The organism is Micromonospora sp. Mcm103 (genome assembly GCF_024519755.1).
Taxonomy (GTDB): domain Bacteria; phylum Actinomycetota; class Actinomycetes; order Mycobacteriales; family Micromonosporaceae; genus Micromonospora; species Micromonospora aurantiaca.
In genome coordinates this window covers 398,555-424,621 of sequence record NZ_JALJRJ010000003.1, presented here as the reverse complement: position 1 = coordinate 424,621, position 26,067 = coordinate 398,555, and the positions used below count along the sequence as shown (strand labels likewise).

Sequence of the window (26,067 nt, the reverse complement as noted above, 5' to 3'; positions counted from 1 at the left end):
TGCGGGGACGGCGGGGCCGGTCGGCCCCGCCGTCCCGCGGTCGGGTTACTTCGCCTCGTCGTCGAGGAACTTCTGGAACGCCTCGTTCGCCGCGTCCGCCGAGGCGGCCGGGTCCTTGCCGGTGATCGCGTCGACGATCGGCTGGCCGACGATCTCGCGCGCCTGGGCGACCTTCACGACCAGCGGGCGGTCGTGACCGACGCCGTTGGCGGTGCTGGCCGTGGTGGCCTCGGCGAGGTCCTTCGGGTAGGTGGCGATTGCCTGCGGGTTGGCCCAGACCGAGGCGCGTGCGCCGGGGACGCCGGCCTCCTGCTGCGCCAGCGACTGCTCCTTGCCGGCCGCCCACTGGATGAACTTCCAGGCGTTGTCCTTGTTCTTCGACTGGTCGTTGATGCCCAGCGCCCAGGACGGGATGTTGTAGGGCTTCGAGCCGGCCGGGCCGGCCGGGAAGGGCGCGAAGCCGACGGTGTCGGAGACCTTCGACTTGGCCGGGTCGGTGGCGTTCTTGTAGAGCGAGTTGGCCTCGGTGTAGAAGGCCGCCTTGCCCTGGGTGAAGATCGCCATGGCCTCGGACCAGCTCATGTCGGTGCTGACGTTGTTCGGGCCGTGCTCGCGCAGCAGCCCGCCGTAGTAGGCGTACGCCTGCTTGGCCTGTTCGGTGTTGACCGCGGCCTTGCCGTTGGCGTCGACGAAGTCACCGCCGAAGCTGAACAGGAAGCTGGAGAACTGGGTGACGGCGGCGGCCTTGCCGGTGCGGGAGACGAAGCCCGCGACGCCCGGGTTGTCGGCCTCGACCTTCGCGGCCTGCGCCTTGAGCTCGTCCAGGCTCTTCGGCGGGGCGTCGAAGCCGGACTTCTTCAGCAGGTCCTTGCGGTAGTACAGCACCTCCGACTCGGTGATGATCGGCACGCCGACCACCTTGTCGTCGTACGTGGTGGCCTGCACCGGGGCGGCCTGGAAGTCGCTGAAGTCGAAGGCACTGTCCGACTTGGACCGCTCGGTCAGGTCGGCCAGGTACTTGTTCTTGCCGAACTGCTTGCCCTCCTGCAGGGGCCGGTACATCATCACGTCGAGGTCGCTGGATCCCGCGTTCAGCTTGACGTTGTACTGATCGGACAGCTGGTCCTCACCGAGCTGGGTGACCTCGACCTTCAGGCCCGTCTGCTTCTCGAACTCCGGCAGCGCCTTCTTGACGTTCTCCGTCCAGACGTGGTTCACCAGCGTCACGCGCACGGTCTTCGACCCGCCGCTGTCCTCTCCACCGCCGCACGCGGCCAAGCCCATGGCGACCACCACGGCCAGAGACGTACCGATTATCGATCGACGTTGCACGTCATCTCTCCATTTCTCGTGGTCGCCGCCCCGGGGGAAGAGCGCCACAACGCTGTAACGTCCGCTTAACCACGGGATGCTAGGTCGAAAAAGCTGATTTATTCAAGGGGTTGACCGAACTGATATGATCCTTAGCGTGGAATCGCACTCCTCCGGGGGCGTCGGCACCCAGCCCGCTCCGCCCGAGGTCGGGCTGCACGCCCGCGTCCTCGAGCACCTCGGCACCGCCATCTGCGGCGGAGAGTTCGCCCCCGGGGCGGTCCTCAACATCGACGACCTGGTCGACCGGTACGAGGTCTCCCGCTCGGTGGTGCGCGAGGTGCTGCGTGTCCTGGCGTCGATCGGGTTCATCGAGACCCGCCGACGGGTCGGGGTGACGATCCGGTCCGCGCACGACTGGAACGTCTTCGATCCGCAGGTGATCCGGTGGCGGCTGGCCTCGGCCAGCCGGCTCGCCCAGCTCCGGTCCATCACCGAGCTGCGCACCGCCATCGAGCCGCACGCCGCCCTGCTGGCCGCCGACCGGGCCGGTCACGACGAGGCCAGCGACCTCGTCGGCCTGGCGGCGAAGATGTGGGCCGCCGGCAAGGCCGGCGACGAGGAGCGCTTCCTGCGCCTGGACATCGAGTTCCACCGCCGGGTGCTGCTCGCCTCCGGCAACGAGATGTTCGTCCGGCTGCAGGACCTGGTCGCCGAGGTGCTGACCGGCCGGCACAAGCACCACCTCATGCCGCACCATCCGCACGAGGAGGCGCTGCGCCTGCACGCCGAGGTGGCCCAGGCGATCCAGCGGCACGAGGGCGAGCGCGCCCGGCTGGCGATGGTGCAGCTCATGGAGCAGGCGTTCGAGGAGATGCGTTCCCTCTGGGAGCGGACCGCCGAGCCCGTGCGATCGAGCTGATCGGTCGCTCGCCCACCCCGCTGGCCTGGTGGAGCGCGGACGTGCGGTGGCGGGGCGTCAGCGGCGTTCTACCCCGGGGTAACGGCGTGGAGCGGGTCCGCCGTCAATAGGCGGCCGTGCATTGTATTCGGGGCGAACGCATTCCTGATCGTCCCTGTCGGTGGAGGTATGACATCGACAGCGATGCAACCATGAGGCGCGTAACACCTGTTGCCCCCTCGCGCGGCATCGTCGCCGCGTACCTCTGGAGCTTCCGTCGTGACCCCGCCCGTCCTGCCCGGCGGCCACCCTGCCGAGGCGGACCACCCCGCCACCGTTCCCGCCGCCGTACTGCGCCGCGCCGAGGAGGACCCCGACCGGCCGGCGCTGACCGACCGGCACGGGACCATGACGTACGGCCGGCTGGTCACCGCCGCCCGGGAGCTGGCGGCGGTCCTGCGACCGCGGTTGACCGGGGCGGAACCGGTGGTCGCCGTGCTGCAGCCGCGCACCTCGGCGGCACCGGTGGCCCAGTTCGCAACCTGGCTGGCCGGGGCCGCCTTCCTGCCGCTCGACCCGGCCCTGCCGGCCGCCCGGATCGCCCAGGTGCTCGCCGAGGCGGACTGCCGGCTGGCCGTCGCGGCCGACGACCTGGCCGACCGGCTGCCGCCGGAACTCACCGTCGTCCGGTCCCGAGCGACCGAACCAGGCGGGGAACTGCTGACGCCGCCGGACGACCCGACGCGGCTCGCGTACCTGGTCTCCACCTCCGGCTCCACCGGCCGGCCGCGCCAGGTCGAAGTCGAACACGGGTCGCTGCGCGCCGTCCTCGACTGGTACGGCGAGTTCTTCCGCCTCGGTCCCGGCGTGCGCACCGCAGCCTTCGCCGGCCTGGCCTTCGACGCCAGCCTGCTCGACCTCTGGGCGCCGCTGTCGCACGGTGCGACGGTGCTGCTCGCCGACGAGACGGTGCTGCGCGAACCGGAGCGGATCGTCGACGTCCTGCGCCGGGCCGACCACGCCTTCCTCGCCACCCCGCTGGCCGAACAGCTGCTCCGCGCGGACCCGCCCACCGGCCGGCTGCGCAGTCTCGCCACCGGCGGTGACCGGCTGCGGGTGTGGCCGCCGGCGGACTTCGGCGCGGCGGTGCACAACCTGTACGGCCCGACCGAGGCGACCATCCTGGTCACCGCCACCGACGACCTGCGCCGGCACGTCGAGCGCACCGGGCCGCCCCCGATCGGCCGGCCCGTCGCCGGCGCCCGGCTCAGCCTCGCCCCCGTCGACGGCGGAGATGAGTTGCTCGTCGCCGGGCCGCTGCTGGCCCGCGGCTACCGCAACGCGCCGGAGAGCACTGCAGCCGTCTTCCGCTCCACTCCGGGCGGACGCCACTACCGCACCGGAGACCTGTGCCGCTCCGACGGCACCGGGCAGCTGCACTTCGTCGGGCGTAGCGACGGGCAGGTCAAGATCAGAGGCAACCGGATCGAGTTGCGTGAGGTGGAGTTCGCGCTGCTCGCGGTGCCCGGGGTGACCCAGGCCGTAGCCGACGTGCTGGACCGGGCCGGTGAGGCGGTCCTCGCCGCCTGGGTGGTCGGCCCGGTCGACGCGGACGCCGTACGGGCCGGGCTGCGCGAGCGGCTGCCGGCGTCGATGGTGCCGCACCTGGTCGAGGTCCGGCCCGAGCTGCCACTGACCGTCAACGGCAAACTCGACCGCCGGGCCCTGCGGGACAGCGCCACGGACGACGTGCCGACGGCGCCGCAGGCCGAGGACGGTACGGTCGCGTCCACTGTGGCCGCTGCCTGGCAGGCGGTGCTGGGCCGCGCGGCCGAACCGGACGACGACTTCTTCGGCGCGGGCGGGGACTCCCTGCTGGCGGTCCGGTTCAGCGCCGAGGTGCGACGCGGCTCGGGACTCGACGTCCGGGCGGCCCTGCTCTACGAGCACCGCCGGTTCGCCGACTACCTGCGCGCCGTCGAGGCCCTGGACCCGGACCGGATGGGAGCCACGCGGTGAGCGGCACCCTCCTCGCCGCCGTCCTCGCCGCCGCCGCACACCATCCGGAGCGCACCGCAGTACGGGCCGACGACGCCACCCTCAGCTGGGCCGGCCTGCTCGCCCTCGCCGGTCGCTACCTCACCGGCTACCGCGAACACGGGGTGACCGCCGGGGACCGGGTCGCGGTGCTCCGGGAGCCGGGCGCGCACGCCGTCGCCGCGGCGCTCGCCGCCTTCGCGCTGCGTGCCGCGTACGTGCCGCTGGACCCACGCCAGCCGGCGGCCCGGATCGCCACCCTGCTCGCCGCGGCCGACCCGCGCCTGGTCACCGGTGACGACCCCGCCGGCCCGCACCGTCGCCATCTGGCAGCCGACGCCGTCGCGCTGCGGCCGGTCGCGTCGCTGGACGACACCGGCGAGCCGACCGACGTGGCGTACGTGGTGCACACCTCCGGCTCGACCGGCACGCCCAAGGCGGTGCAGGTGGAGCACCGGAATCTGGGCAACCTCCTGGCCGACCTGGACGAGTTGGCGCCGGTGCCGCGGTCGCCGGTCGGCACCTGGTGGACCCGCCCCTCCTTCGACGTGGCGGTCTGGGAGTGCTTCGCTCCGCTGCACCGCGGCGGGACGCTGGTGGTGGTGCCCGAGGCGGCCCGGCACGACGGCGCCGCGCTGGCCGCCTTCCTCGACCGCTCGGGGGCGCACAGCGGGTACGTGCCACCGGCCTTCCTGCCCGACCTGCTGGCGCTGCTGCGCGCCGACCCCGCGGCCCTGGCCGGGCTGCGCCGGCTTCTGGTCGGCGTCGAGCCGATCCCGCGCACCCTGCTCGAGGACATCGCCCGCAGCCGCCCCGAGCTGAACGTGGTCAACGGGTACGGGCCGGCCGAGGCGACCGTCTGCTGCACCCGATACGTGGTGCCGCGCGACGGCGCCGTGCCGGGGGAGCGGACCCCGATCGGCACCCCGGTCCGGGGCACCCGGATCCACCTGCGCCGCACCGACGGCACGTACGCCACCACCGGTGCCGGGGAGCTGGTCGTCTCGGGCGCTGCGGTTGCCCGGGGCTACCTTCGCCCGCCCGCCGGGCCGTCCCCGTTCATGCCGATGGCCGACGGCGAGCCCGGCTACGCCACCGGGGACCTGGTCCGTGCCCTGCCCGACGGCAACCTGCTCTTCCTCGGCCGGGTGGACCGGCAACTCAAGGTACGCGGCTTCCGGATCGAACCGGCCGAGGTGGAGGCGGTGCTGGGCGAGCTGCCCGGCGTACACGACGTGGTGGTGGGCGGGCGGACCGTCGACGGGCTGGGACAGGTGGTCGCCGCGTACGTCGTCCCCACGCCCGGCGCGGAGCTGACCGAGCGGACGGTCCGCGAGCACGCCGCGCGGCGGCTGCCCGGCCACGCGGTGCCCGCTGTCGTGACGCTCCTGCCCGAGCTGCCGCTGACCCCGCACGGCAAGTACGACCACGACCACCTGGCCGCCCTGCCGCTGCCCGTGGCCACGACCACCGAGGACGACTCCGACCTGGTGCGGACGGCCTGGCGGCGGGTGCTTCCGGTCGCCGACATCCGCGACGGCGACGACTTCGTCTCCCTGGGCGGCACCTCGCTCGCCGCCGCCCGCGCCGCCGCCTGGCTGCGTGAACGCACCGGGGTGCCGCTGACCGGCGCCGACATTCTCCAGGCGCCCTCCGTGGCGGCGCTCGCCGGCCGGATCGCCGCCGCCGGTCCCGGCACCACGCCGGCCGGGGACGAGCGGTCCACCGGTGCCCGCCGCGCACCCCTCACCGACGAGCAGCTGGGCCTCTGGCTGCACGACGAGATGCAGCCCGGCTCGCCCCTGTACGTCGAGCCGGTCTGCTTCGGCACCGACGACCCGGTCGACCACCGTCGGCTGGTCGACGCGCTGCGCCGGGCGATCGCCGGCCACCCGGCCTTCGGCGCGGGACTGGACTCGGCCGACGGGCTGCCGGAACTGGTCCTCTACCGGCACGACCCACCGGTGGAGCTGGTCGAGCTGCCCGACGGCGCGGCCCTCGACGCGGCGGTGGCGGCGCGGGCGTACCGGCCCTTCGACACCGCCGCCGAGCCGCTGCTACGGGCCACGGTGCTGCACGCCGGCCCGCGTACCGAGCTGCTGCTGGTCTGGCACCACCTGGTGGTGGACGCCTGGTCGGTGCGGCTGCTGCTCGACGACCTCGACCGGACCTGGACCGACCCGGCCTGGTCGCCGTCGCCCGCACCGGCCACGGTCTGCGACCTGGCGCGGCGCCGGGCCGCCCGGATCGCCACGCCGTCCGGCCGGGCCGCCGTCGACGCCGCCGTCGCCCGGATCCGCGACGTCCCGGTGCCCGCACCCCGCCGCACAGGCGACCGTACGGTGCGGGAACGGGCCGTCGGGGTGACCGCCGGGGCGCTGCTGGCCGCCGGCGGCGGGACCGTCACCGAGCTGACCGCGGCGGCGTACGCCCGGGCGCTGGGCGCGCTGTGCGGACCCGACAGCGTGGTTCTCGGCTGCGCCAGCGCCACCCGGGAGGACGCCGACGAGTTCGCCGTCGCCGGGTACGCGGTGAACAGCGTGCTGCTGCGCGCCGACGACCTGCACGACGGCTGGCCGGAGACCCTCACCCGGGTTCGCCGGGAGCTGCGCCGAGCCGTCGCCGAGCAGGCCCCGTTCACCGCCGTCGCACGCGAAGTGCTCCGCGGCACCGGCACCCGGCCGGGCGACTTCCCGGCGTTCTACCTCGATTCGGTGGCGGAACCGGATCTCGTCACCGGGGCGCTGCGCTGGCGGCGCCGGGAGCTGCACCGGCCGGTGAACCGCTTCCCGGTCTGCCTGACCCTGCGCCAGCACGCCGACGGCACCCTCACCGTGCTCGTCGAGAGCGACGGCCGGCTGCTGGACGCCGCCGCCACCGCCGCGCTCGCCACCGACGTCACGGACCAGCTCGAAGCTCACGTCCAGGGGGAACCAGATGTCAGCCACGCTCGCGCTGCGGCAGGTCAGCCAGGGACCGACCGATTCGCTGCTGACGGTCGAGTTCTCCGGTGACTCCGCCGGCCCCGGGCTGGCCGCCGCCCTCGCGGCCGCCGACCCGGACCGGTCGGTCTGGCGGTTCGACCCGGTGACCACGCTGGAACGCGCCGGTACGCCGCTGGACCACCCGGCGCTCGCCCGGGCCTGCGCCGAGGAACTGCTGCGGCGCCGGCCCGGCGGGGCACCGGTGACCGTCCTCGGGTACTGCAGCGCCGCGCCGCTGGCTCGGCACGTCGCCCGCGCCCTGGCCGACGCCGGCGCCACCCCGCGGCGGGTGCTGCTGGTCGCCGCCGCGCGGCCCACAGTGGCCACCGCGCGCGCCGAGTACGCCGCCCTGCTCGGCAAGCTGGGCCGGGCCACCCCGGTCGCCGACGACCCGCCCGGCGACGGCGACCCGACGGCCCTCGCCGCCAGGTGGGGCGCCGAGCTGACCGGCCAGGCCCGCACCTTCGTCGCCGAGCAGGGCTTCCCGTCCGAGGAGTCGGCCGCCGCTGCCGACGAGATCGCCGGACGGTACCGGGCCTGGCTGTGGTTCCTGCTCGACGCCGCGTACCGCGCGGACGCGCGGCTGCCCTGCCCGCATGCCGAACTGGCCGACGAGCGGGCCGCCCTGGACGCGCTGGCCGCCGAGCCGGCCGCCGGTTCGGGCTGACGACCGCGGCCCGGCCGGCGACCACACCGCCGACGCGGGTCGACGACCACCCGGCCGGCGGCGGATTCGCGAAAAGCACCACGCACGGGGGACACCGCGCACCGTCGCCCACGCCGGACCGATGCTGGGCAATTCACCTGGGGGACGAATGAGCACGCAGGATCCGGCCGGGCGCGGCGACGCCCTGCACGAGGTGGTGGCCGCCGCGTGGAGTGCGGTGCTGCCCGGCGGGCCGGCGGAGCCGGCCGACTTCTTCGCGGCGGGCGGCACCTCGCTGGACGCCGCGCGGATGGCCGCACAGCTACGCGTCGCGCTGGGCGTACGGGTGCCGCTGAGCGCCGTGTTCGAGCACCCGGTGCTCGGTGAGTTCGTGGCCGCGCTGCGAGCCGCGCACGGACCCGACGCGGACGCCGCCGCCGAGACGTACCTGCGGTTGCTGACCTGCTCGGACGACGAAGCCGAGGCGATGCTCGGGGCGCACCGTGACTGATCTGCTCCCGCCCCGCCGGGCCGCCCTGCTCGCGGCGCTGCGGGCCGGTCGGGCCGCTGACCCGGACAGCATCACCGCCGGCAGCGGGGAGCCGGTGGCCTCCGCCGCGCAGCGGCAGATGTGGCTGCTCGAGCGGGCCGCCCCGGGCGACGCCGCCTACCTGGCCCCGGTGGCCTGGCGGCTGCGCGGCCCGCTCGACGTGCCGGCCCTGACCGCCGCGCTGGACGCGCTGGTGGCCCGGCACGAGCCGCTGCGCACCACGCTGCACGACGCCGGGGAGCAGGTGGTCCCGGTGGTCGCCGAACCGCCGGCCGGGCTGCTGCGCACCGTGGACCTGACCGGGCTGGCCCGGGCCGGCCGGGAGGCCGAGCTGACCGGCCACCTCGCCGCCGAGGCGGCCACCCCGATCGACCTGGCCCGCGGCCCGCTGCTGCGGGCCACCCTGTTCCGGCTGGACGACGCCACCCACGTGCTCGCGCTGACCTTCCACCACGCCGCGGTGGACGAATGGTCGCTGGGCATCGTCACCGCCGAGCTCGCCGAGCTGTACGCCGCCGCCCGGGACTCCCGGCCCGCCGCGCTGGACCCGCTGCCGGTGTCGTACGGCGACTACGCCGCCTGGCAGCGACGCCGGCTGGGCGGGCCGGACGCGGCCGCCGACGTGGAGTTCTGGCGGCAGCGGCTCGCCGACCCGCCACCGCCGGTGCAGCTGCCCGGCGCCCGGCCCGGCCCGGCCACGCCGTCGCGCGCCGGGGCGCTGCGCCGGCACCCGCTCGACGTGCCGCCCGAGGCACTGCGGGAGCTCTGCGGTCGGCTGCGGGTCACCCCCTACATGGTGCTGCTCGGCGCCTTCCAGGTGCTGCTGGCCCGCCTCACCGGCCGGTACGACGTGGCGGTGGGCACGCCCGTGGCGAACCGGGACCGCCCGGAGACCGCACCGCTGGTCGGGCTCCTCGTCAACACCGTCGTCGTCCGCACCGACCTCGGCGACGGCCCCTCCTTCGAGACGGTGCTGGGCCGGGTACGTGCCGCGGTGCTGGCCGCCCAGGATCACCGGGAGCTGCCCTTCGACCGGGTCGTCGAAGCGGTACGGCCGCCCCGGCACCCCGCCGGGAGCCCGCTGTTCCAGGTCATGTTCGTGCAGGCCGACGCCCCGGCACCGCTGCGCCTGGACGGGGTGGCGGCCGAAGCCGTCGAGCTGCCCACCCGGACCGCGAAGTTCGATCTCACAGTGGCCGTACGCCCCGCCGGGAGCGGCTCGGAGGTGCTGCTGGAGTACCGGACCGACCTGCTCGACACGGCCACCGTGGACCGGATCGCCGACCAGTTCCGCGTCCTGCTGGGCGACCTGCTCGCCGACCCGGCGACCCGGGTGCGTGACGCCCGCCTGCTCAGCGACGCCGAGCGGGACCGGATCCTCGTCGACTGGAACGACACCGGCACCGACGCCGCGCCTTCGACGGTGGTGCACGCGCTGATCGAGCGGCGGGCCCGGGCCGTACCGGAGGCGGTGGCCGCCACCGACGGCCGGCACGCGCTGACCTACCGGGAGCTGGACCGCCGCGCCGAGGCGCTGGCCGCCGTGCTGCGCGGGCACCGCATCGGCGTCGGTGACCTGGTCGGCGTGCTGCTCGACCGGGACGTGACGCTGCCCGTCGCGCTGCTCGGTGTGCTCAAGGCCGGCGCGGCGTACCTGCCGTTGGATCCGGCCAACCCGGCCGCCCGGCTGCGTCACCTGCTGGACGACGCCGCCGCCCCGGTGGTGCTCACCCGCGCCGAGCTGCGTCACCTGCTGCCGTCCACCGGTGCCGCCGTGGTCGAGCTGGCGGCGGACGGCACCACCACCGACACCGGCTCGGCCGGGGACGGCACCACCACCCGGCCCGGCCCGGACGACCTGGCGTACGTCATCCACACCTCCGGCTCCACCGGCCGTCCCAAGGGTGTCCAGGTCACCCACCGCGGGGTGGTGAACTATCTGCGCTGGGCCGCGGCGGCGTACCGGGTCGGGGTGGGTGACGTGGTGCCGACGCACTCGTCCGTCGGCTTCGACCTGACCGTCACCAGCCTGCTGGTGCCGCTGGTCGCCGGCGCCACCGTCGAGCTGATCGGTGCCGACGCCGGTCCGCAGGGGCTCGGCGAGGCGCTGCGCGCCCGGACCACCCCGTACGCCCTGGTCAAGCTCACGCCCACCCAGTTGGAGCTGGTCAGCCGGCAGCTCGGCCCGGCCGCCGCGGCGGGCCGCACCCGCTGCCTCGTCATCGGCGGCGAGAACCTGCGCGCCGACCAGCTGACCTTGTGGCGGCAGCACGCGCGCGCCACCCGGCTGTTCAACGAGTACGGCCCGACCGAGACGGTGGTCGGCTGCGTGGTGTACGAGGTCGGCCCGGACGACCCGGGCACCGGCAACGTGCCGATCGGCCGGCCGATCGCCGGCACCACGCGGTACGTGCTCGACGACCGCGGTGCTCCGGTCCCGGTCGGCGTCACCGGGGAGCTGTACGTCGGCGGGGCCGGCGTGGCCCGTGGCTACCTCGGCCGGCCCGGCCTCACCGCCGAACGCTTCGTGCCCGACCCGTACGGCACCGGTCGGCTCTACCGCACCGGTGACCTGGTCCGCTACCGGCCCGACGGGATCCTGGAGTACCTGGGCCGCCGCGACGGGCAGGTGAAGCTGCGGGGCTACCGGATCGAGCGGGGCGAGATCGAGGCGGCGCTGCGCCGGGCGCGGCCGGACGCCGACGTGGCTGCCGTACTGCGCCACGACGACCCGGACGATCCGCGGCTGGTGGCCTACCTGACCGGGGTGGTGGACGCGGCGGCGCTGCGTACGGCGCTGGCGGCGGAGCTGCCCGCCTGGATGGTTCCCGCCGCGTTCGTCGGCGTCGCCGCGTTGCCGCTGACCGGCAACGGCAAGCTCGACGAGGCCGCCCTGCCCGCCCCGGAGGACGGCTCGCCGCCGGCCATCGGGCAACCGGCGGCAGCCGGCTCGCGACCGGCCACCGTGGAGCAGGCGGCAGGTGCGCCGACCGGCGGTGCCGCGCTCGGTCTCGCCGAGGCCGAGCGGCTGGTGACCGACGTGTGGCGGGAGGTGCTCGGGGTCGACCGGATCGACGCCGGGGACAACTTCTTCCACCTCGGTGGGCACTCGATGAAGCTGCTCGCGGTGCACACCCGGCTCGTCGAGCGGCTCGGCGACGTGGCCACCGTGACCGACCTGTTCCGACACACCACTGTGGCCGCGCTGGCCCGGTTCCTCGCCGCCGACGTCGAGCCCGCGCCGACCCGCCGGGCCCCGGCCCGCACCGGCGTGCCCGGCGACGCGGTCGCCGTGGTCGGCATGGCGCTGCGCTTCCCCGGCGCGACCACTCCGGAGGAGTACTGGCGCACCATCCGCGACGGCATCGAAGCGGTCCGCGAGTTCAGCACCGAGGAACTGCTCGCCGCCGGAGCCGACCCGGCGCTGGTCCACGACCCCGCGTACGTTCGCCGGGGTACCGAGCTGGCCGACATCGACCGCTTCGACGCCGCCTTCTTCGGCTTCACCCCGCGCGAGGCGCAGGTCCTCGACCCGCAGCACCGGCTGCTGCTCGAGATCGCCTGGGAGGCCCTCGAACGGGCCGGGCACGACCCGGAGAACTTCGCCGGGCCGGTCGGCCTCTTCGCCGGCTCCGGACGCACCACCTATCTGCTGGAGCACCTGCGCAGCAACCCGGACGTGGTCCGCGCGGTCGGCGAGTACCAGCTCGCGGTCAGCAACGACAAGGACTTCCTGGCCAGCCGGGCGTCGTACCAGCTGAATCTGACCGGGCCCAGCGTCAGCGTCAGCACGGCCTGCTCCACCTCACTGGTCGCCGTGCACATGGCCCGGCGCAGCCTGCTGGCCGGCGAGTGCGACCTGGCCCTGGCCGGTGGCGTCACCGTCTTCCCGGCCCAGCGCCAGGGCTACCTGCACTCCGACGGGCTCTTCTCACCCGACGGGCACTGCCGGCCCTTCGACGCCGACGCCCGCGGCACCATCGCCTCCAGCGGCGCCGGGGTGGTGGTGCTGCGCCGGCTGGCCGACGCGCTCGCCGACGGCGACGAGATCCACGCGGTGATCCGCGGCTCCGCCACAAACAACGACGGCGCCCGCCGGGCCGGTTACTCCGCGCCCGGGGTGGCCGGTCAGGTCGAGGTGGTCACCCGGGCGCTCGCCGACGCCGGCGTGCACCCCCGCGACATCGGCCTGCTGGAGGCGCACGGTACCGGCACCCTGCTCGGCGACCCGATCGAGGTGGCCGCGCTGACCGAGGCGTTCCGGCGGGGCACCGACGACCGGCAGTTCTGCGCGCTCGGCTCGGTGAAGGCCAACATCGGCCACACCGACGCGGCGGCCGGCGTCGCCGGCCTGATCAAGGCGGTGCTGGCGCTGCGCCACCGCACCCTGCCCCCGGCGGTCAACGTCACCCGGCCCAACCCGGCCCTGGAGCTGGCCACCGGCCCGTTCCGGCTCCTCGGCACCAGCCGCGACTGGCCGGCCGACCGGGGACCCCGCCGCGCCGGGGTCAGCTCCTTCGGAATGGGCGGCACCAACGCCCACGTGGTGCTGGAGGAGCCCCCGGCCCGGCCCGCCCCGCCGGCCGCACCGACGGCGCCGGGCCCGCGGCTGCTGCTGCTCTCCGCGCGTACGCCGGCCGCCCTGGACCGGGCCACCGCACGGCTGCGGGAGCACCTGGCCGCGTACCCCGATCTGCCGTTGGCGGACGTCGCCGCCGGCCTGGCCCGCCGGCAGCCGATGCCGCACCGGCGGACCCTGGTCTGCGCGGACGTCGCCGACGCCCTCGACGGCCTGGCCGCTCCGGAGCGGCTGCCCACCGCGCACGCCGACCGGCGCGACCGCCGGCTGGCGTTCGTCTTCCCCGGCCACGGCCCCGAACACGTCGGCATGGGCGCCGGCCTGTACGCGGCGGACCCCGGCTACCGGGCCGTGGTCGACGAGTGCACCGACCTGCTGCGCGAGCGGTACGGGGTGGACCTGCGCCCGGTGCTGCTGCCCGACCCCGCCGAACGGGCCGACGCCGAGCGGGCCCTCGCCGACCCGACCGTCTTCCAGACCGCGCTCTTCGTCACCGGCTACGCCCTCGGCCGCACCCTGATCGACCGGGGCGTACGCCCCGACGTGCTGGCCGGACACAGCCTCGGCGAGTACGTCGCGGCCTGCCTGGCCGGCGTCTTCGACGTCGCCGACGCGCTGCGGCTGGTCTGCGCCCGTAGCCGCCTCTCCGGCCGCACCGAAACCGGCGCGATGCTGGCCGTGTCACTGCCGGAGGCCGAACTGGCCGGGCTGCTCGGCGACGATCTCGGTCTGGCCGCCGTCAACGGGCCCGGGCTCTGCGTACTGGCCGGCCGTCCCGCCGCCGTCGACCGGGCCGAGGAGCGGCTGCGCCGCGACGGGGTGGAGTGCCGCCGGCTGCGGGCCGACCGTGGCTACCACTCGCCGCTGCTGGAACCGGTGCTCGACGAGTTCCGCACCGAGGCGCGGCAGGTCCGGTACCGCACGCCGCGACTGCCGTACCTGTCCAACGTGACCGGTGCGCCGGTCACCGACGCCGAGGCCACCGACCCCGAGCACTGGGTGCGGCACCTGCGCCGCACGGTCCGTTTCGCCGACTGCGCGGCGTGGCTGGTCGACCAGGACCTGGTGGTCGCCGAGGCCGGGCCCGGGCACACCCTCGGCGGCCTGGTCCGCCAGGCCGGTGCCCGACCCGGCCAGGTGGTGCAGCTGATGCGGCACCCGAAGGCCGACGCCGACGACCTGCTCACCGCACTGGACGGAATCGGGCGGCTCTGGCTGGCCGGCGTCCGGATCGACCAGGCGGCGTTCCACGGCGACGCCTACCGGCGCCGGGTGCCGCTGCCCACCTACCCGTTCGAGCGGACCCGGCACTGGATCGACCGCCCGGCCTCCGGGCCGTCGGCACCGCCGGTCACCGGCGCCGCCGTCCTGCCGGAGGCGGTCGGGCCGGCCGACGACGCGGGCACCCCGCAGGCCGGGAACCGGCCGGCGCTGAGCATCGCCTACCAGGCGCCGCGCGACGACGCCGAACGGCAGGTCACCGCGATCGTCGAGGAGTTGCTCGGCATCGCCCCGGTCGGCGTGCACGACAGCTTCTTCGACCTGGGCGGGCACTCGCTGCTCGCCACCCAGCTGGTGGCCCGGCTGCACACCCAGCTCGGCGTGGCGCTGCCGATCGACGCGGTCTTCGCCCGGCCCACCGCAGCCGGCATCGCCGCCGCCCTGCCGGACGCCCCGGTGCCGGCGGCCACCCCGATCCCGCGCGTCGACGACGACGGGCCGGCGCCGGTCTCCTCGGGGCAGCGCCGGCTGTGGTTCCTGGAGCAGGTCCACGACCAGGTCGCGTACGCCGTGGCCACCGGTCTGCGGCTGCACGGCGAGCTGGACGTCACAGTGCTCACCGACGCGCTGACCGAGCTGGTCCGCCGGCACGACGCGCTGCGTACCGTCTTCCGCCCCGGTCCCGACGGCGGCGACCCGGTGCAGCTGGTGCTCCCCGCCGAACGCGTCGCCCCGGCGGTGGTGGACCTGACCGGCCCGGACCCCGCACCGGTCGGCGGCCGGGCGGGCGAGGAGGCCGGCGATGCCGCGCTCGCCGAGCGGGAACGGGTGGCCGTGGTGGCCGAGGCCCGCCGGCCGTTCGACCTCGCCGCCGGGCCGCTGCTCCGGGCCGTGCTGTTCCGTACCGGCCCCCGGCGGCACCTGCTCTGCCTGACCATGCACCACATCGTCTCCGACGGCTGGTCGCTCGGCGTCATCCGGGCCGAGCTGGGCGCCCTGTACCCCGCGTTCCTGGCCGGCCGGCCGTCGCCCCTGCCCGAGCTGCCCGTGCGGTACGCCGACTACGCCCGCTGGCAGCGGGACCGGGCCGCGAGCGGTGCGGACGATCTGGCGTACTGGACGCGGCGGCTGGCCGGGGCGCCGACCGCGCTGGACCTGCCGACGGACCGGCCCCGCCCGCCGGTGCAGACCTTCGACGGCGCGGTCGCCCGGCTGACCCTGCCGGTGGACCTGACCGAGCGGCTGCGCCGGCTCGGCCGGGAGCACAACGCCACCCTCTACATGACCCTGCTGGCCGCGGTGCAGACCCTGCTGTTCCGCTACACCGGCCAGCCCGACGTCTGCGTCGGCTCCCCGGTGGCCGGCCGGGTCCGGTCCGAGCTGGAACCCCTGGTCGGCTTCTTCCTCAACAGCATCGTGCTGCGCACCACCCTGGACGGCGACTGGACCGTCACCCGGCTGCTGGAGGAGACCCGGCGCACCGCGCTGGAGGCGTACGAGCACCAGGAGGCGCCGTTCGAGCGGGTGGTGGACGCGCTCAAGGTGCCCCGGGACCTCAGCCGCAACGCCCTCTTCCAGGTGATGGTCAACCTGCTCAACCTGCCCGACCAGCGGCTTGAGCTGCCCGGCCTGCGGGTCGAGCAGCTGCCCGTCGACTCCGGCACCGCCCAGGTCGACCTGGCCCTCTACGCGTACGACAACCCCGACGGGCTGCTCTGCTGTCTGGAGTACAACACCGCGCTCTTCGACGAGGCCACCGCGGCGCGGATGCTGGCCCACCTGGAGACCCTGCTGGCCGGCTTCGTCGCCGACCCGACGCGCCGGCTGGCCGAGCTGGAGCTGCTCACCGAGGCGGAGCGACGGCGGCAGCTGCACGACTGGAACGACACCGCCCGCCCGCTGCCCCCGGTGGGCCTGGCCGAGCTGATCCGGGCCCAGGTGGCCCGTGGTCCCCAGCGGCCGGCCGTCACCTTCGAGGGGACCACGCTCAGCTACGCCGAACTCGACGTGCGGGCCAACCGGCTCGCGCACCGGCTGCGCCGGGTCGGCGTCGAACCGGACGCCACAGTGGCGGTCAGCCTGGAACGCTCGGCCGACCTGCTGGTGGCGCTGCTCGCCGTGCTCAAGGCCGGCGGCGCGTACGTCCCGCTGGACCCGTCGTACCCGCTGGACCGGCAGCGCTACGTGCTGGAGCACAGCCGGGCCGGGGTGCTGATCGCCGAGCCCGCGCTGGCCGGACGGTTCGCCGACTTCGCCGGCCCGGTGCTCCGGGTCGACGACCCCGGGCTGGCCGTCGAGCCGGCCACCGCCCCGGAGCCGGTCACCACCCCGCAGCAGCTGGCCTACGTGCTCTACACCTCCGGCTCCACCGGCCGGCCCAAGGGGGTCCGGGTCAGCCACGCCAGCGTGGTGAACCTGCTGCTCGCGATGGCCGACGACCCCGGCCTGGGCCCGGACGACACCCTGGTCGCGTTGACCACCTTCGCCTTCGACATCTCGGTGCTGGAGCTGTTCCTGCCGCTGGTGGTGGGCGCACGGGTGGTGATCGCCGGCCGGGACGTCGGCTACGACGCGACCGCGCTGGCCGCGCTGCTCGCCGCCGAGCGGGCCACGGTGCTCCAGGCCACCCCGGCGACGTGGCGGCTGCTCCTCGGCTCCGGCTGGCCGGGCATGCCCGGCCTGACCGCGCTCTGCGGCGGGGAGGCGCTGCCCGAGCCGCTGGCCCGGGACCTCGCGCCCCGGGTGGCCCGGCTGGTCAATGTGTACGGACCCACCGAGGCCACCATCTGGTCCACGATGGAGACCATCGACCCGGAGCACGTCGACGTCACCATCGGCCGGCCGATCGCCAACACCCGGGCGTACGTCCTCGACGCCGCCCTGCGGCCGGTCCCGGTGGGCGTGGTCGGCGAGCTGTACCTCGGCGGCGCCGGCGTGGCCCGCGACTACCTCGGCCAGCCGGAGCTCACCGCGCAACGGTTCCTCGACGACCCGTACGCCGAGCAGCCCGGTGCCCGGATGTACCGCACCGGCGACCTGGCCCGGTTCCGCCCCGACGGGCGCATCGAGTTCCTCGGTCGCAACGACTCGCAGGTGAAGCTGCGCGGTTACCGGATCGAGCTGGGCGAGATCGAGGCCGCCCTGCAACGGCACCCCGCGGTACGGGAGAGCGCGGTGCTGGTCCGCGACACCGACGGCGAGCCGGCGCTGGTGGCGTACCTGGCGCTGCGGCCGGGGGAGGAGGACCCGGGCGCCGGGGGCTGGCGGGCGGCACTGCGCGAGTGGCTGCCGGACTACATGGTCCCGTCGGCGTACGTGCTGCTGGACGCGCTGCCGCTCACCGCGAACGGCAAGCTGGACCGGGCCGCCCTGCCGGCGCCGGAACGCGGTGGGCGGGTGGTCGGCTCGGCCGAGCCGACCACCCCGGTGCAGCAGGCCCTCGCCGAGCGGTGGGCCGAGGTGCTCGGCTACGACCGGGTCGGCATCGACGACGACTTCTTCGACCTGGGTGGCGACTCGTTCACCGCGATCCGGGCGCTGAGCGGCATCGACCCGCCGATCAGCGTGCTCGACCTGTTCCGGCACCCCACCATCCGCGGCCTGACCGGCAACGCCGAGGCGACCGCCGGTCAGCCCCGGCGGCTGCTGCACGAGCTGACCCCGGCCCGGTCGGCGCCGCCGGCGGTGACGCTGGTCTGCGTACCGTTCGCCGGGGCCGGCGCGGTCACCTTCCAGCAGCTCGCGGCGGCCCTGCCCGACCACGTCGCGCTCTACGCGCTGCAACGCCCCGGGCACGACGTGAACCGGGCCGACGAGCCGACGCCCCCGCTGGACGAGCTGGTCGACCGTTGCGTGGCCGAGGTGACCGAACGGATCACCGGGCCGGTCATCGTCTACGGGCACTGCATCGGTGGCGCGATCGCGGTCGAGCTGGCCCGGCGGCTGGAGGAGGCCGGGGTGGACCTGCGCCGGCTGGTGGTCGGCGGCCACTTTCCGGCACCCCGGCTGCCCGGCCGGGCGGCCCGCTGGTTCCGCCGGGTCTTCCCGATGGAGCGGTGGACCTCGAAGCGGCACGCGCTGGAGATGCTGCGCGCCATGGGCTTCTTCACCGACGTGCTGGACCAGCGGGAGAAGGACTTCCTGATGGGCGTCTTCCTCAGCGACACCCGCATCGGCGAGGACTACTACACCGACGTCTACGCCGACCCGCCCGCCCGCCGCCTCGCCGCGCCGATCGTCTGCGTGGTGGGCACCGGCGACCGCACCACCGAGCTGTACGAGGAGCGCTACCGGGAGTGGACCTACTTCGCCGACGACGTCTCCCTGCGCACCATCGACGGTGCCGGCCACTACTTCCAGAAGCACCAGGCCGGCGAGCTGGCCGACATCATCCTCACCGAGCCCGAGCCCGAGCCCGAGCCCGAGCCCGAGCCCGAGCCCGAGCCCGAGGCCGCGCCGGCCACCTCGGTCGAGCCGGCTGTCCCGGTGGCGGCCGGGTCGGCGACGGCGCCCCCAGGCCGGGCACGACCTGCGACGCCGCCACCCCGGGACGGGCGGGCGGCCCCGGCCGGCCCGGGACGGGGTGACCTGCGCACCTTCCTCCTGGTCGCCTTCGGGCAGCTGATCTCCCTGGTCGGCACCGGCCTGACCAACTTCGCCGTGTCGCTCTGGGTCTACCAGCGCACCGGCTCGATCTCCTGGTTCGCGCTGGCCGCGATGCTGGCGCTGCTGCCGGCGGCGGTGCTCGCCCCGGTGGCCGGGGCGGTGGCCGACCGGTTCGACCGGCGGCTGGTCATGATCGGCGCGGACTGCCTCGCCGCCACCGGCACGGTCACCCTGGCCGGACTGCTCTGGCTGGACCGGTTGCAGATCTGGCACGTCTTCGCCGCGGTCACTGTCAGCGCCGTCGCCAACGCCTTCCAGCAACCCGCGTACCTGGCGGCGGTGACCCAGCTGGTGCCGAAGCGGTACTACGGCCGGGCCAACGGCATCGTGTCGCTGGGCAGCGCCACCGGCACCGTCCTCGCCCCGCTGCTCGGCGGCGCGCTGGTGGTCGCCGTCGGGCTGCGCGGGGTGGTCCTGATCGACCTGGTGAGCTTCCTGGTCGCGGTGGGCATCACGCTCTCCGTACGCTTCCCGGCGACCATGTTCAAGCGCCGTGAGGAGTCCTTCGGCCGGGAGCTGCTCGGCGGCTGGCGGTTCGTCTCCCGGCGGCACGGCCTGCTCTCGCTGATCCTGCTCGCCGCGGCGCTGAACTACTTCTTCGCCGTGGTGGAGGTGCTGGCCACCCCGCTGACCCTCGCCCTCGGCGACCCGTCGGTGCTCGGCATGGTGCTCGCCGCCAGCGGTATCGGCATGCTGCTGGGCAGCGTGCTGATGGGGGTGTGGGGCGGCACGTCGCGGCGTACCACCGGGGTGCTTGTCGGAATCCTGCTGCTGGGCGTGGCGATGATCGTGGCGGGGCTGCGGCCGAACCCGGTCTTCCCGGCCATCGGCCTGTTCGGTCTCGGCCTGACGTCGGCGCTGGTAAACACCCATCTGCTGGCGCTGGTGCAGGCCAAGGTCGGGCTGGAGCTGCAGGGGCGGGTGCTCGCCACCAACCTGATGCTCACCTGGCTGATGGTCCCGGTCGGCTTCCTCACCGCCGCACCGCTGGCCGAGCGGGTCTTCACCCCTCTGGTCTCCGGCACCGGGCCGGTCGCCGACCTGGCAGCCGTCCTGGTCGGCCACGGCCCTGGACGGGGCATCGCGCTCACCGCGGTGGCCGCCGGCCTGTGCAGCCTGCTGCTGGCCGCCGTCGGCTGGTCGTACCGGCCGATCCGGCGGCTGGAGGACGAGCTGCCCGACGCCGACCCGGGAACGGTCATCGTGGCGGACAAGGATCGCATCCAGGACGAGGCCGACCGCCGGCTGGCCGAACTGGCCGGCACCGGCCACGGCTGACCCGCGCACCGGGGCCCGGCCGGCACCGGCCGGGCCCCGTCCCCGCCGGCCGAGGGCGTCGAGGGCTTCGCGTCCCCGTGCCTCCGGTCGGAGCGTCCGCGTCGCCAGGCACGCCTGGTGTCTCTTCCCCGGAGGGGCGACGCTCTCAGCGCAGGCCACCCGGTCTCAGCGCAGGCCGCCCGGTCCGACCAAGCCCGTTTCATAGGCGACGATGACCAGTTGCGCCCGATCACGTACCGCCAGTTTGGTCAGCAACCGCCCGACGTGCGTCTTCACGGTGGCCAGGCTGAGACCGAGGTGCCCGGCCAACTCCGCGTTGGACAGGCCCCGGCCGATCAGCGTGAGCACTTCCCGTTCCCGCTCGGTCACCCCGTCCAGCCGTCGTGGCAGCGGCCGGGCCGGCTCGGGCCGACGGGCGAACTCGTCGATGAGCCGGCGGGTCACCGTCGGCGCGAGCAGCCCCTCACCGGCGGCCACCACCCGGATGCCGGCCAGCAGTTCCGCCGGCGGGGTGTCCTTGAGCAGGAACCCGCTGGCTCCGGCCCGCAGTGCCCCGTAGACGTACTCGTCCAGGTCGAACGTGGTCAGGATGACGACCCGGGTGCCGGCGGTGGCGGGTTCGCCGCAGATCCGCCGGGTCGCCTCGATGCCGTCCATCTCCGGCATCCGCACGTCCATCAGCACCACGTCCGGCCGGTGCTCGGCGGCCAGCGCCACAGCCTCCACGCCGGTGCCCGCCTCGCCGACAGTGGTGAGGCCCGGGGTGGAATCGACCAACAGCCGGAAACTGCCGCGCAGCAGCGCCTGGTCGTCGGCGATCAGCACCCGGATCACGCGGCCACCCGGTAGGGCACACTCGCCGTCACCGCGTAGCCGCCGCCGGAGCACGGCCCGGCGTGGAACTCGCCTCCGTGCGACGTCACCCGTTCCCGCATGCCGATCAGCCCGTGCCCCTCCCCGCCGGGCAGCACAGGCCGGCGGCCGTCGTCGGTCACCTCGACCCGGACCTCGCGAGGCGTGACGGTCACCGTCGCCCGGCAGGCCGCCGGCGCCGCGTGTTTCACCACGTTGGTCACCGCCTCCTGCACGATCCGGTAGACCGTCAGTCCCACCGACTCCGGCACCGCGCCGGCCGGTTCCTCCCGCCGTACGTCGAGCCGAACGTCCACACCACCGATCGCCGCCTGCCGGGCGAGCACGGGCAACTCGTCCAGCCCGGGCGCCGGGGCGTACGGGGTGTCCTCGCGCAGTACCCCGAGCACCCGGCGTACATCGGTCAGCGCGTTGCGGCCGGTCTCCTCGATCACCCGTAGCGCGGCCCCCGCCTCGCGGGGATCGGTCTCGGCGACGTGATTGGCGACTGCCGCCTTCACCACGATGAGGCTCAAGGTGTGGGCGACCACGTCGTGCAGCTCCCTCGCCACCCGTAACCGCTCCTCGGCGACGGCTTGCCGGACCACATGCTCGCCCTGCCGGGCGGCGAGGGCGCGGCGCTCACGGACCAACCAGCCGATCACCCAGGCAGGAGCGATCATGACGGCGGCGTAGACGACGGCACCGGTCCGCGACCAGAGATCACCAGCGGTCAGCGCCAGCGCGACGCTCACCAGAGCGAGACAACCGGTGGCACTGAGCAGCGACCGGCGGGTGGCCGTCGACGCGCCCACCGTGTAGAAGGACAGACCGACGGCGACCGCCGGCGCGGCGGCGGCGAAGTTGGGGATCACGCCGGTGACCAGGGCTGCTGCGGTGCTGCCGCTGATCATGACAGAAACGGGGACCGGCCACCGTCGCCGGACGGCCAACGGCAGCCCGAGAGACATCCCGACGAGCACGGACACCCAGAGCGGCTCGCGTACGCCACCGTGCAGCGGCGACTCCAGGGCCGCGTACGGGCAGAGCAGCCCGCCGACCGCCACGGCGAGCACGGCGTCCACGACGTACAGGTCCACCGGCCGCAGCCGCCGGGTCAGCAGGGGAGCGGTCACCCGCACGACGGTATCGGCCGGCCGGGTCCGCCGCGTCCACCTGCGGGCGGTCATCCCGGAGGACGACGTACCGGCGATTCCGGCCCTCCGCCTCCACCCGGCGGAGGGCCGGAAAGTGTCCACGCCGGCACGACGCGCGGCACCCCGCACACCGGGCACCGTGGCGGCCATGACCACACACACGGTGACCCTGACGGGGCTACGCGCGGTGTACGGCACCGGGACCCGGCGGGTGACGGCGCTCGACGGCGTGACGACCGGCTTCGCGAGCGGCACGTTCACGGCGGTGATGGGCCCCTCGGGCTCGGGCAAGTCCACCCTGCTGCACTGTGCGGCGGGGCTGGACCGCCCGACCGAGGGGACCGTCACCATCGACGGCACCCGCCTCGACGACCTGGGTGAGGACGAGCTGACCCGGCTGCGCCGCGATCGGATCGGATTCGTGTTCCAGGCGTTCAACCTGGTGTCCACGCTGACCGCGGCGCAGAACGTCGAGTTGCCGCTGCGCCTGGCCGGCCGCCGCCCGCCGGCTCGGGACGTCGCCGCCGCGCTCGACGCCGTGGGTCTGGCCGGCCGGGCCGGGCACCGGCCGGGCGAGCTGTCCGGCGGCGAGCAGCAGCGCGTCGCCGTGGCCCGGGCGTTGATCACCCGCCCGGCGGTGGTCTTCGCCGACGAGCCGACCGGGGCGCTGGACAGCGCGGCGTCCCGACAGGTGCTCCGACTGCTGCGCGCACTCGTCGACGACCAGGGGCAGACCGTCGTGATGGTGACCCACGATCCCGCCGCCGCCGCGTACGCCGATCGGGTCCTGCTGCTCGCCGACGGCCGCGTCGTCGACGAGCTGGACGGCGAGATCACCGCGGCGGTTGTCGCCGCGCGGATCGCCGAGCGTGCGGCCCGCCCGTCCGAGCACGAGGCGACGCCGGCGGGGCCGGCGTGCTGAGCATCCGGCGGTCGGTCAGTGCGTTCGTGGCCGTGTCCATCGGGGTCACGCTGATCGCGGCGGCCACCCTGCTCCTCGCCTCCGGACGCCCGCAGGTGCCGGATCGGCTCGCGCGGGCGGCGGTCGTGGTGCAGAGCCCCGAAGCGGGCGCATCGCCCGACTCGTTCGTGCCGACGCGGCCCTGGTCCGCCACGACGACGGCGGAGCTCGCCGGCCGGCTGGCCGCCCTGCCCGGTGTCGCGGCGGTCGTGCCGGACCGGACCTTCTACGCGCAGCCGCTCGTCGCCGGTCGCCCCGCGGGCACCGATGGACGGCGGGAGGACGCCCACCAGGGGCACGGCTGGGCCAGCGCCCGACTCGGTGGACTGCGCCTCACCGCCGGCGAGCCGCCCCGCAGGCCCGGCGAGGTGGTGGTGGACCGTGCGCTCGGGCTGCGCCCCGGCGTGCCGGTCACCCTGCTGACGGCGGCAGGCCCGGAGTCGTACACCGTCACCGGTCTGGTCGACGAACCCGGCGTCCATGTCGCCGACGACGTGGCCGCCACGCTCGCGCCCGGCGTCCGGGCCATCGGGCTGGTGCTCGCGGCGGGCGCGGACCCCGAGCGGGTCGCCACGGCGGCTCGCGGAATCGTCGGCGCGGACGGATCGGTTCTCACCGGTGACGCGCGTGGCGCGTTGGAGCCCCGCAACGACGCCCGCACCCGCTGGATCGGCATGCAGGTGCTCACCGCCACGGCGGCCCTCGCCGGCTTCGTCACGGTGTTCGTGGTCGCCTCCACCTTCGCGTTCACCGTCGCCCAGCGCCGCCGTGAGCTGGGCCTGCTGCGCGCCGTCGGCGCCACCGGGCGTCAGGTCCGCCGCATGGTGTACGGCGAGGCGCTCGTCGTCGGCGCCGTGGGCGGGATCGCCGGCCTGCTGGTGGGCGGCGGGCTCGCGCCGCTGCTGGGTCGGCTTCTCGTCGACGCCGGCTTCGAACCGTCGACCTTCCGGGTCGGGTACGAGCACTGGCCGGTCGCTCTCTCGCTCGTCGCCGGTCCGGTGATCTCGCTGCCGGCCGTCTGGTCGGCGTCGCGGCAGGCGGCCCGGGTCCGACCGCTTGAGGCGTTGCGCGAAGCGGCGGTGGAGCAGCGGCCGATCGGGAAGCTGCGCATCGCCACCGGTGCGCTGCTCGTCGCGGTGGGGGTCGCGCTCAGCATCGGGACGGCGACCGCCGACGAGGCCCGCGTCGCGGCGCAGTACGCCCTGTACGCGGTGATGGCGCTGGTGGCCGGTGCCACAGTCCTGGCTCCGGCGGTCGTCGGCCCGCTGGTGCGGATGTTGCGGTGGCCGGTGCGCCGACCGGGTGGCGCGATCGGGCTGCTGGTCCGGGCCGGGGCGTCGACCGCGACCCGGCGGACCGCTTCGATCGCCGCCCCGGTGCTGCTCACCGTCGCGTTCGCGGTGCTGGTCGCCGGAATGGTGCGGACGACCACGGCTGCCTACGCGGCGGGCCGGGCCGACGACGTCAACGCCGGCTGGATCGTCGTGCCCGACCGCGCACCAGGCCTGTCGGACCAGGCCGTAGCGGCGACCGGGGGCACCGCCCTCCTCCCGACGACGGTCTACGAGAGCGACCCGAACTCGCCGCCGGCGAACCGGCCACTGACCGCGCTCGGCGTGGACCCGGCGGGCTTCGCCGCCGCGAACCGGGCGCTCACCGTCGTCGCCGGCTCACTGGACGACCTGAGCGGCGACGACACGGTGGTCCTCCCCGCCTCGGCGAACCGGCGGCCGGTCGAGCCGTACGAGCTGGTCTTCGCCGATGGGGAGTCGGTGTCGCTGCGCGTCGTCGCCGTCGTCACCGACGACTCGATCCCCGGCGACCTGCTCCTGCCACGATCAGTGGTGCGGGCACACGACCCCTCGGCGCTCACCTCCACGGTGTACGTCCAGGATCGGATCGATCCTCCAACCGGAGCACGGATCGTCGACGTGGCCGGGTGGGCGGCCGAGGCGGACCGCGCCGAGGACCGCCTCGTCTGGCTGTTCACGCTGCTACTGATCGGTGTCTCGGCGGGCTACGGGTCTGTCGCGGTGGCGAACACGTTGCTGATGGCCGCTTCCGGCCGGGTGGCCGACCTGCGGCTGATCCGGTTGGCCGGTGCCACCCGACGGCAGGTCATCTGGCTGGTCACGGCCGAGTCCGCCCTGGTGGTGCTGATCGGCGCGCTGCTCGGCGGGGCCGTCGCGTTCGTCGGTCTGCTGAGTATCCGTGCCGGCCTGGCCGAGCAGACCGGCGTACCGGTCGACCTGGTGGTGCCGTGGTCCGCCGTCGGCGGGGTGGTGGGGCTCTGCCTGCTCCTGGCGGTGCTGGCGAGCGCACTGCCGACCTGGCGGTCACTGGGTCGCCGGTGCCGTGGGGTGAACCGTATTGCCGCCTCCTCCAGACGTATCGACATCACAGCGCGGCCATCCTGATGACCGTCGGCCAGGAAATCTAGGCTGGGAGAGCTAGACATCTTCTGCGGTGTGGCATACTGTTCTTCGAGTCGAGAGGAAAGATCCGTCAAGACGCAGACGGACCGTCCGGCCGTGAGGACACGACGGGCGGCTGGGAGAGGAACACGCTTCACCGTTCCTCCCGAGAGGCGGTAAGAGCACGTCAGTTCCGGCGTGGCATACGCCGGGGTGCAGGTGGGGCCAAAGTTCTTTCAGGGCTCCAGCTGATGTTCGCCGCACGTGTCGGGGCTGTGAAGTCGCGTGGGCTCCGGCGCCGGCAGAACGTACGACAGCAAGGGAAAGAAGTAGCAGAGGAAAGGGAGGGTCGTACACCGTTGGATCGCCCGCCGTCGGTCGTCATGTCAGGCCGGGCGGACACCGCAGGTTCCATCGAACGAGAGGTGGTCTCCGGTCACGCATATGCGGTCCTCGCACCCGAAGCCGTCGATGACGGCTGGTGCGGATACGACAAGCCGATGTTCCTGTC

General features: G+C 74.8%; 11 protein-coding genes. 8 read left to right on the top strand and 3 right to left on the bottom strand.

Annotated features, from left to right (window positions below; genetic code table 11):
• Positions 1-45: 45 nt before the first annotated feature.
• Entirely contained in the window at positions 46-1,284 is a 1,239-nt protein-coding gene (locus OC439_RS06900) for an ABC transporter substrate-binding protein (RefSeq protein WP_083664864.1), read from the bottom strand.
• Positions 1,285-1,468: 184 nt separating this feature from the next.
• On the opposite strand from OC439_RS06900, the gene OC439_RS06895 reads away from it, so the two are divergent.
• From OC439_RS06895 to OC439_RS06870, 6 genes are all read left to right on the top strand, one after another.
• The gene (locus OC439_RS06895; protein WP_262012702.1) at positions 1,469-2,233 is read left to right on the top strand and encodes a FadR/GntR family transcriptional regulator; all 765 of its coding nucleotides are present in this window, start codon (positions 1,469-1,471) and stop codon (positions 2,231-2,233) included.
• A 258-nt stretch (positions 2,234-2,491) separates the two neighbouring features.
• Positions 2,492-4,231 carry a non-ribosomal peptide synthetase gene (locus OC439_RS06890; RefSeq protein ID WP_262012701.1) on the top strand — a complete coding sequence of 580 codons (1,740 nt, stop codon included), beginning with the start codon at positions 2,492-2,494 and terminating at the stop codon, positions 4,229-4,231.
• Complete coding sequence (locus OC439_RS06885) at positions 4,228-7,263, top strand: AMP-binding protein (RefSeq protein WP_262012700.1); 3,036 nt, start codon at positions 4,228-4,230, stop codon at positions 7,261-7,263. Before OC439_RS06890 ends, OC439_RS06885 begins: the two co-directional genes overlap by 4 nt.
• Positions 7,187-7,900, top strand: coding sequence for a thioesterase domain-containing protein (locus OC439_RS06880; protein ID WP_262012699.1), 714 nt, complete (start codon positions 7,187-7,189; stop codon positions 7,898-7,900). The genes OC439_RS06885 and OC439_RS06880 overlap by 77 nt, the downstream gene beginning before the upstream one ends.
• A 148-nt stretch (positions 7,901-8,048) precedes the next feature.
• A complete protein-coding gene (locus tag OC439_RS06875; RefSeq protein ID WP_262012698.1) occupies positions 8,049-8,390 on the top strand; it encodes an acyl carrier protein in 342 nt (113 codons plus the stop codon).
• Positions 8,383-20,172 carry a non-ribosomal peptide synthetase/type I polyketide synthase gene (locus OC439_RS06870; RefSeq protein ID WP_262012697.1) on the top strand — a complete coding sequence of 3,930 codons (11,790 nt, stop codon included), beginning with the start codon at positions 8,383-8,385 and terminating at the stop codon, positions 20,170-20,172. Before OC439_RS06875 ends, OC439_RS06870 begins: the two co-directional genes overlap by 8 nt.
• Before the next feature lie 165 nt (positions 20,173-20,337).
• Here OC439_RS06870 and OC439_RS06865 read toward each other — a convergent pair whose 3' ends face one another.
• Positions 20,338-21,006: a response regulator gene (locus OC439_RS06865; RefSeq protein WP_262012696.1), complete on the bottom strand. Its 669-nt coding sequence runs from the start codon at positions 21,004-21,006 to the stop codon at positions 20,338-20,340.
• The gene (locus tag OC439_RS06860) at positions 21,003-22,160 is read right to left on the bottom strand and encodes a sensor histidine kinase (protein ID WP_262012695.1); all 1,158 of its coding nucleotides are present in this window, start codon (positions 22,158-22,160) and stop codon (positions 21,003-21,005) included. The genes OC439_RS06865 and OC439_RS06860 overlap by 4 nt, the downstream gene beginning before the upstream one ends.
• Positions 22,161-22,329: 169 nt before the next feature.
• Here OC439_RS06860 and OC439_RS06855 point away from each other — a divergent pair, with 169 nt between their 5' ends.
• Complete coding sequence (locus OC439_RS06855; RefSeq protein ID WP_262012694.1) at positions 22,330-23,103, top strand: ABC transporter ATP-binding protein; 774 nt, start codon at positions 22,330-22,332, stop codon at positions 23,101-23,103.
• Positions 23,097-25,559, top strand: coding sequence for an ABC transporter permease (locus OC439_RS06850; RefSeq protein WP_262012693.1), 2,463 nt, complete (start codon positions 23,097-23,099; stop codon positions 25,557-25,559). The genes OC439_RS06855 and OC439_RS06850 overlap by 7 nt, the downstream gene beginning before the upstream one ends.
• Positions 25,560-26,067: the final 508 nt, after the last annotated feature.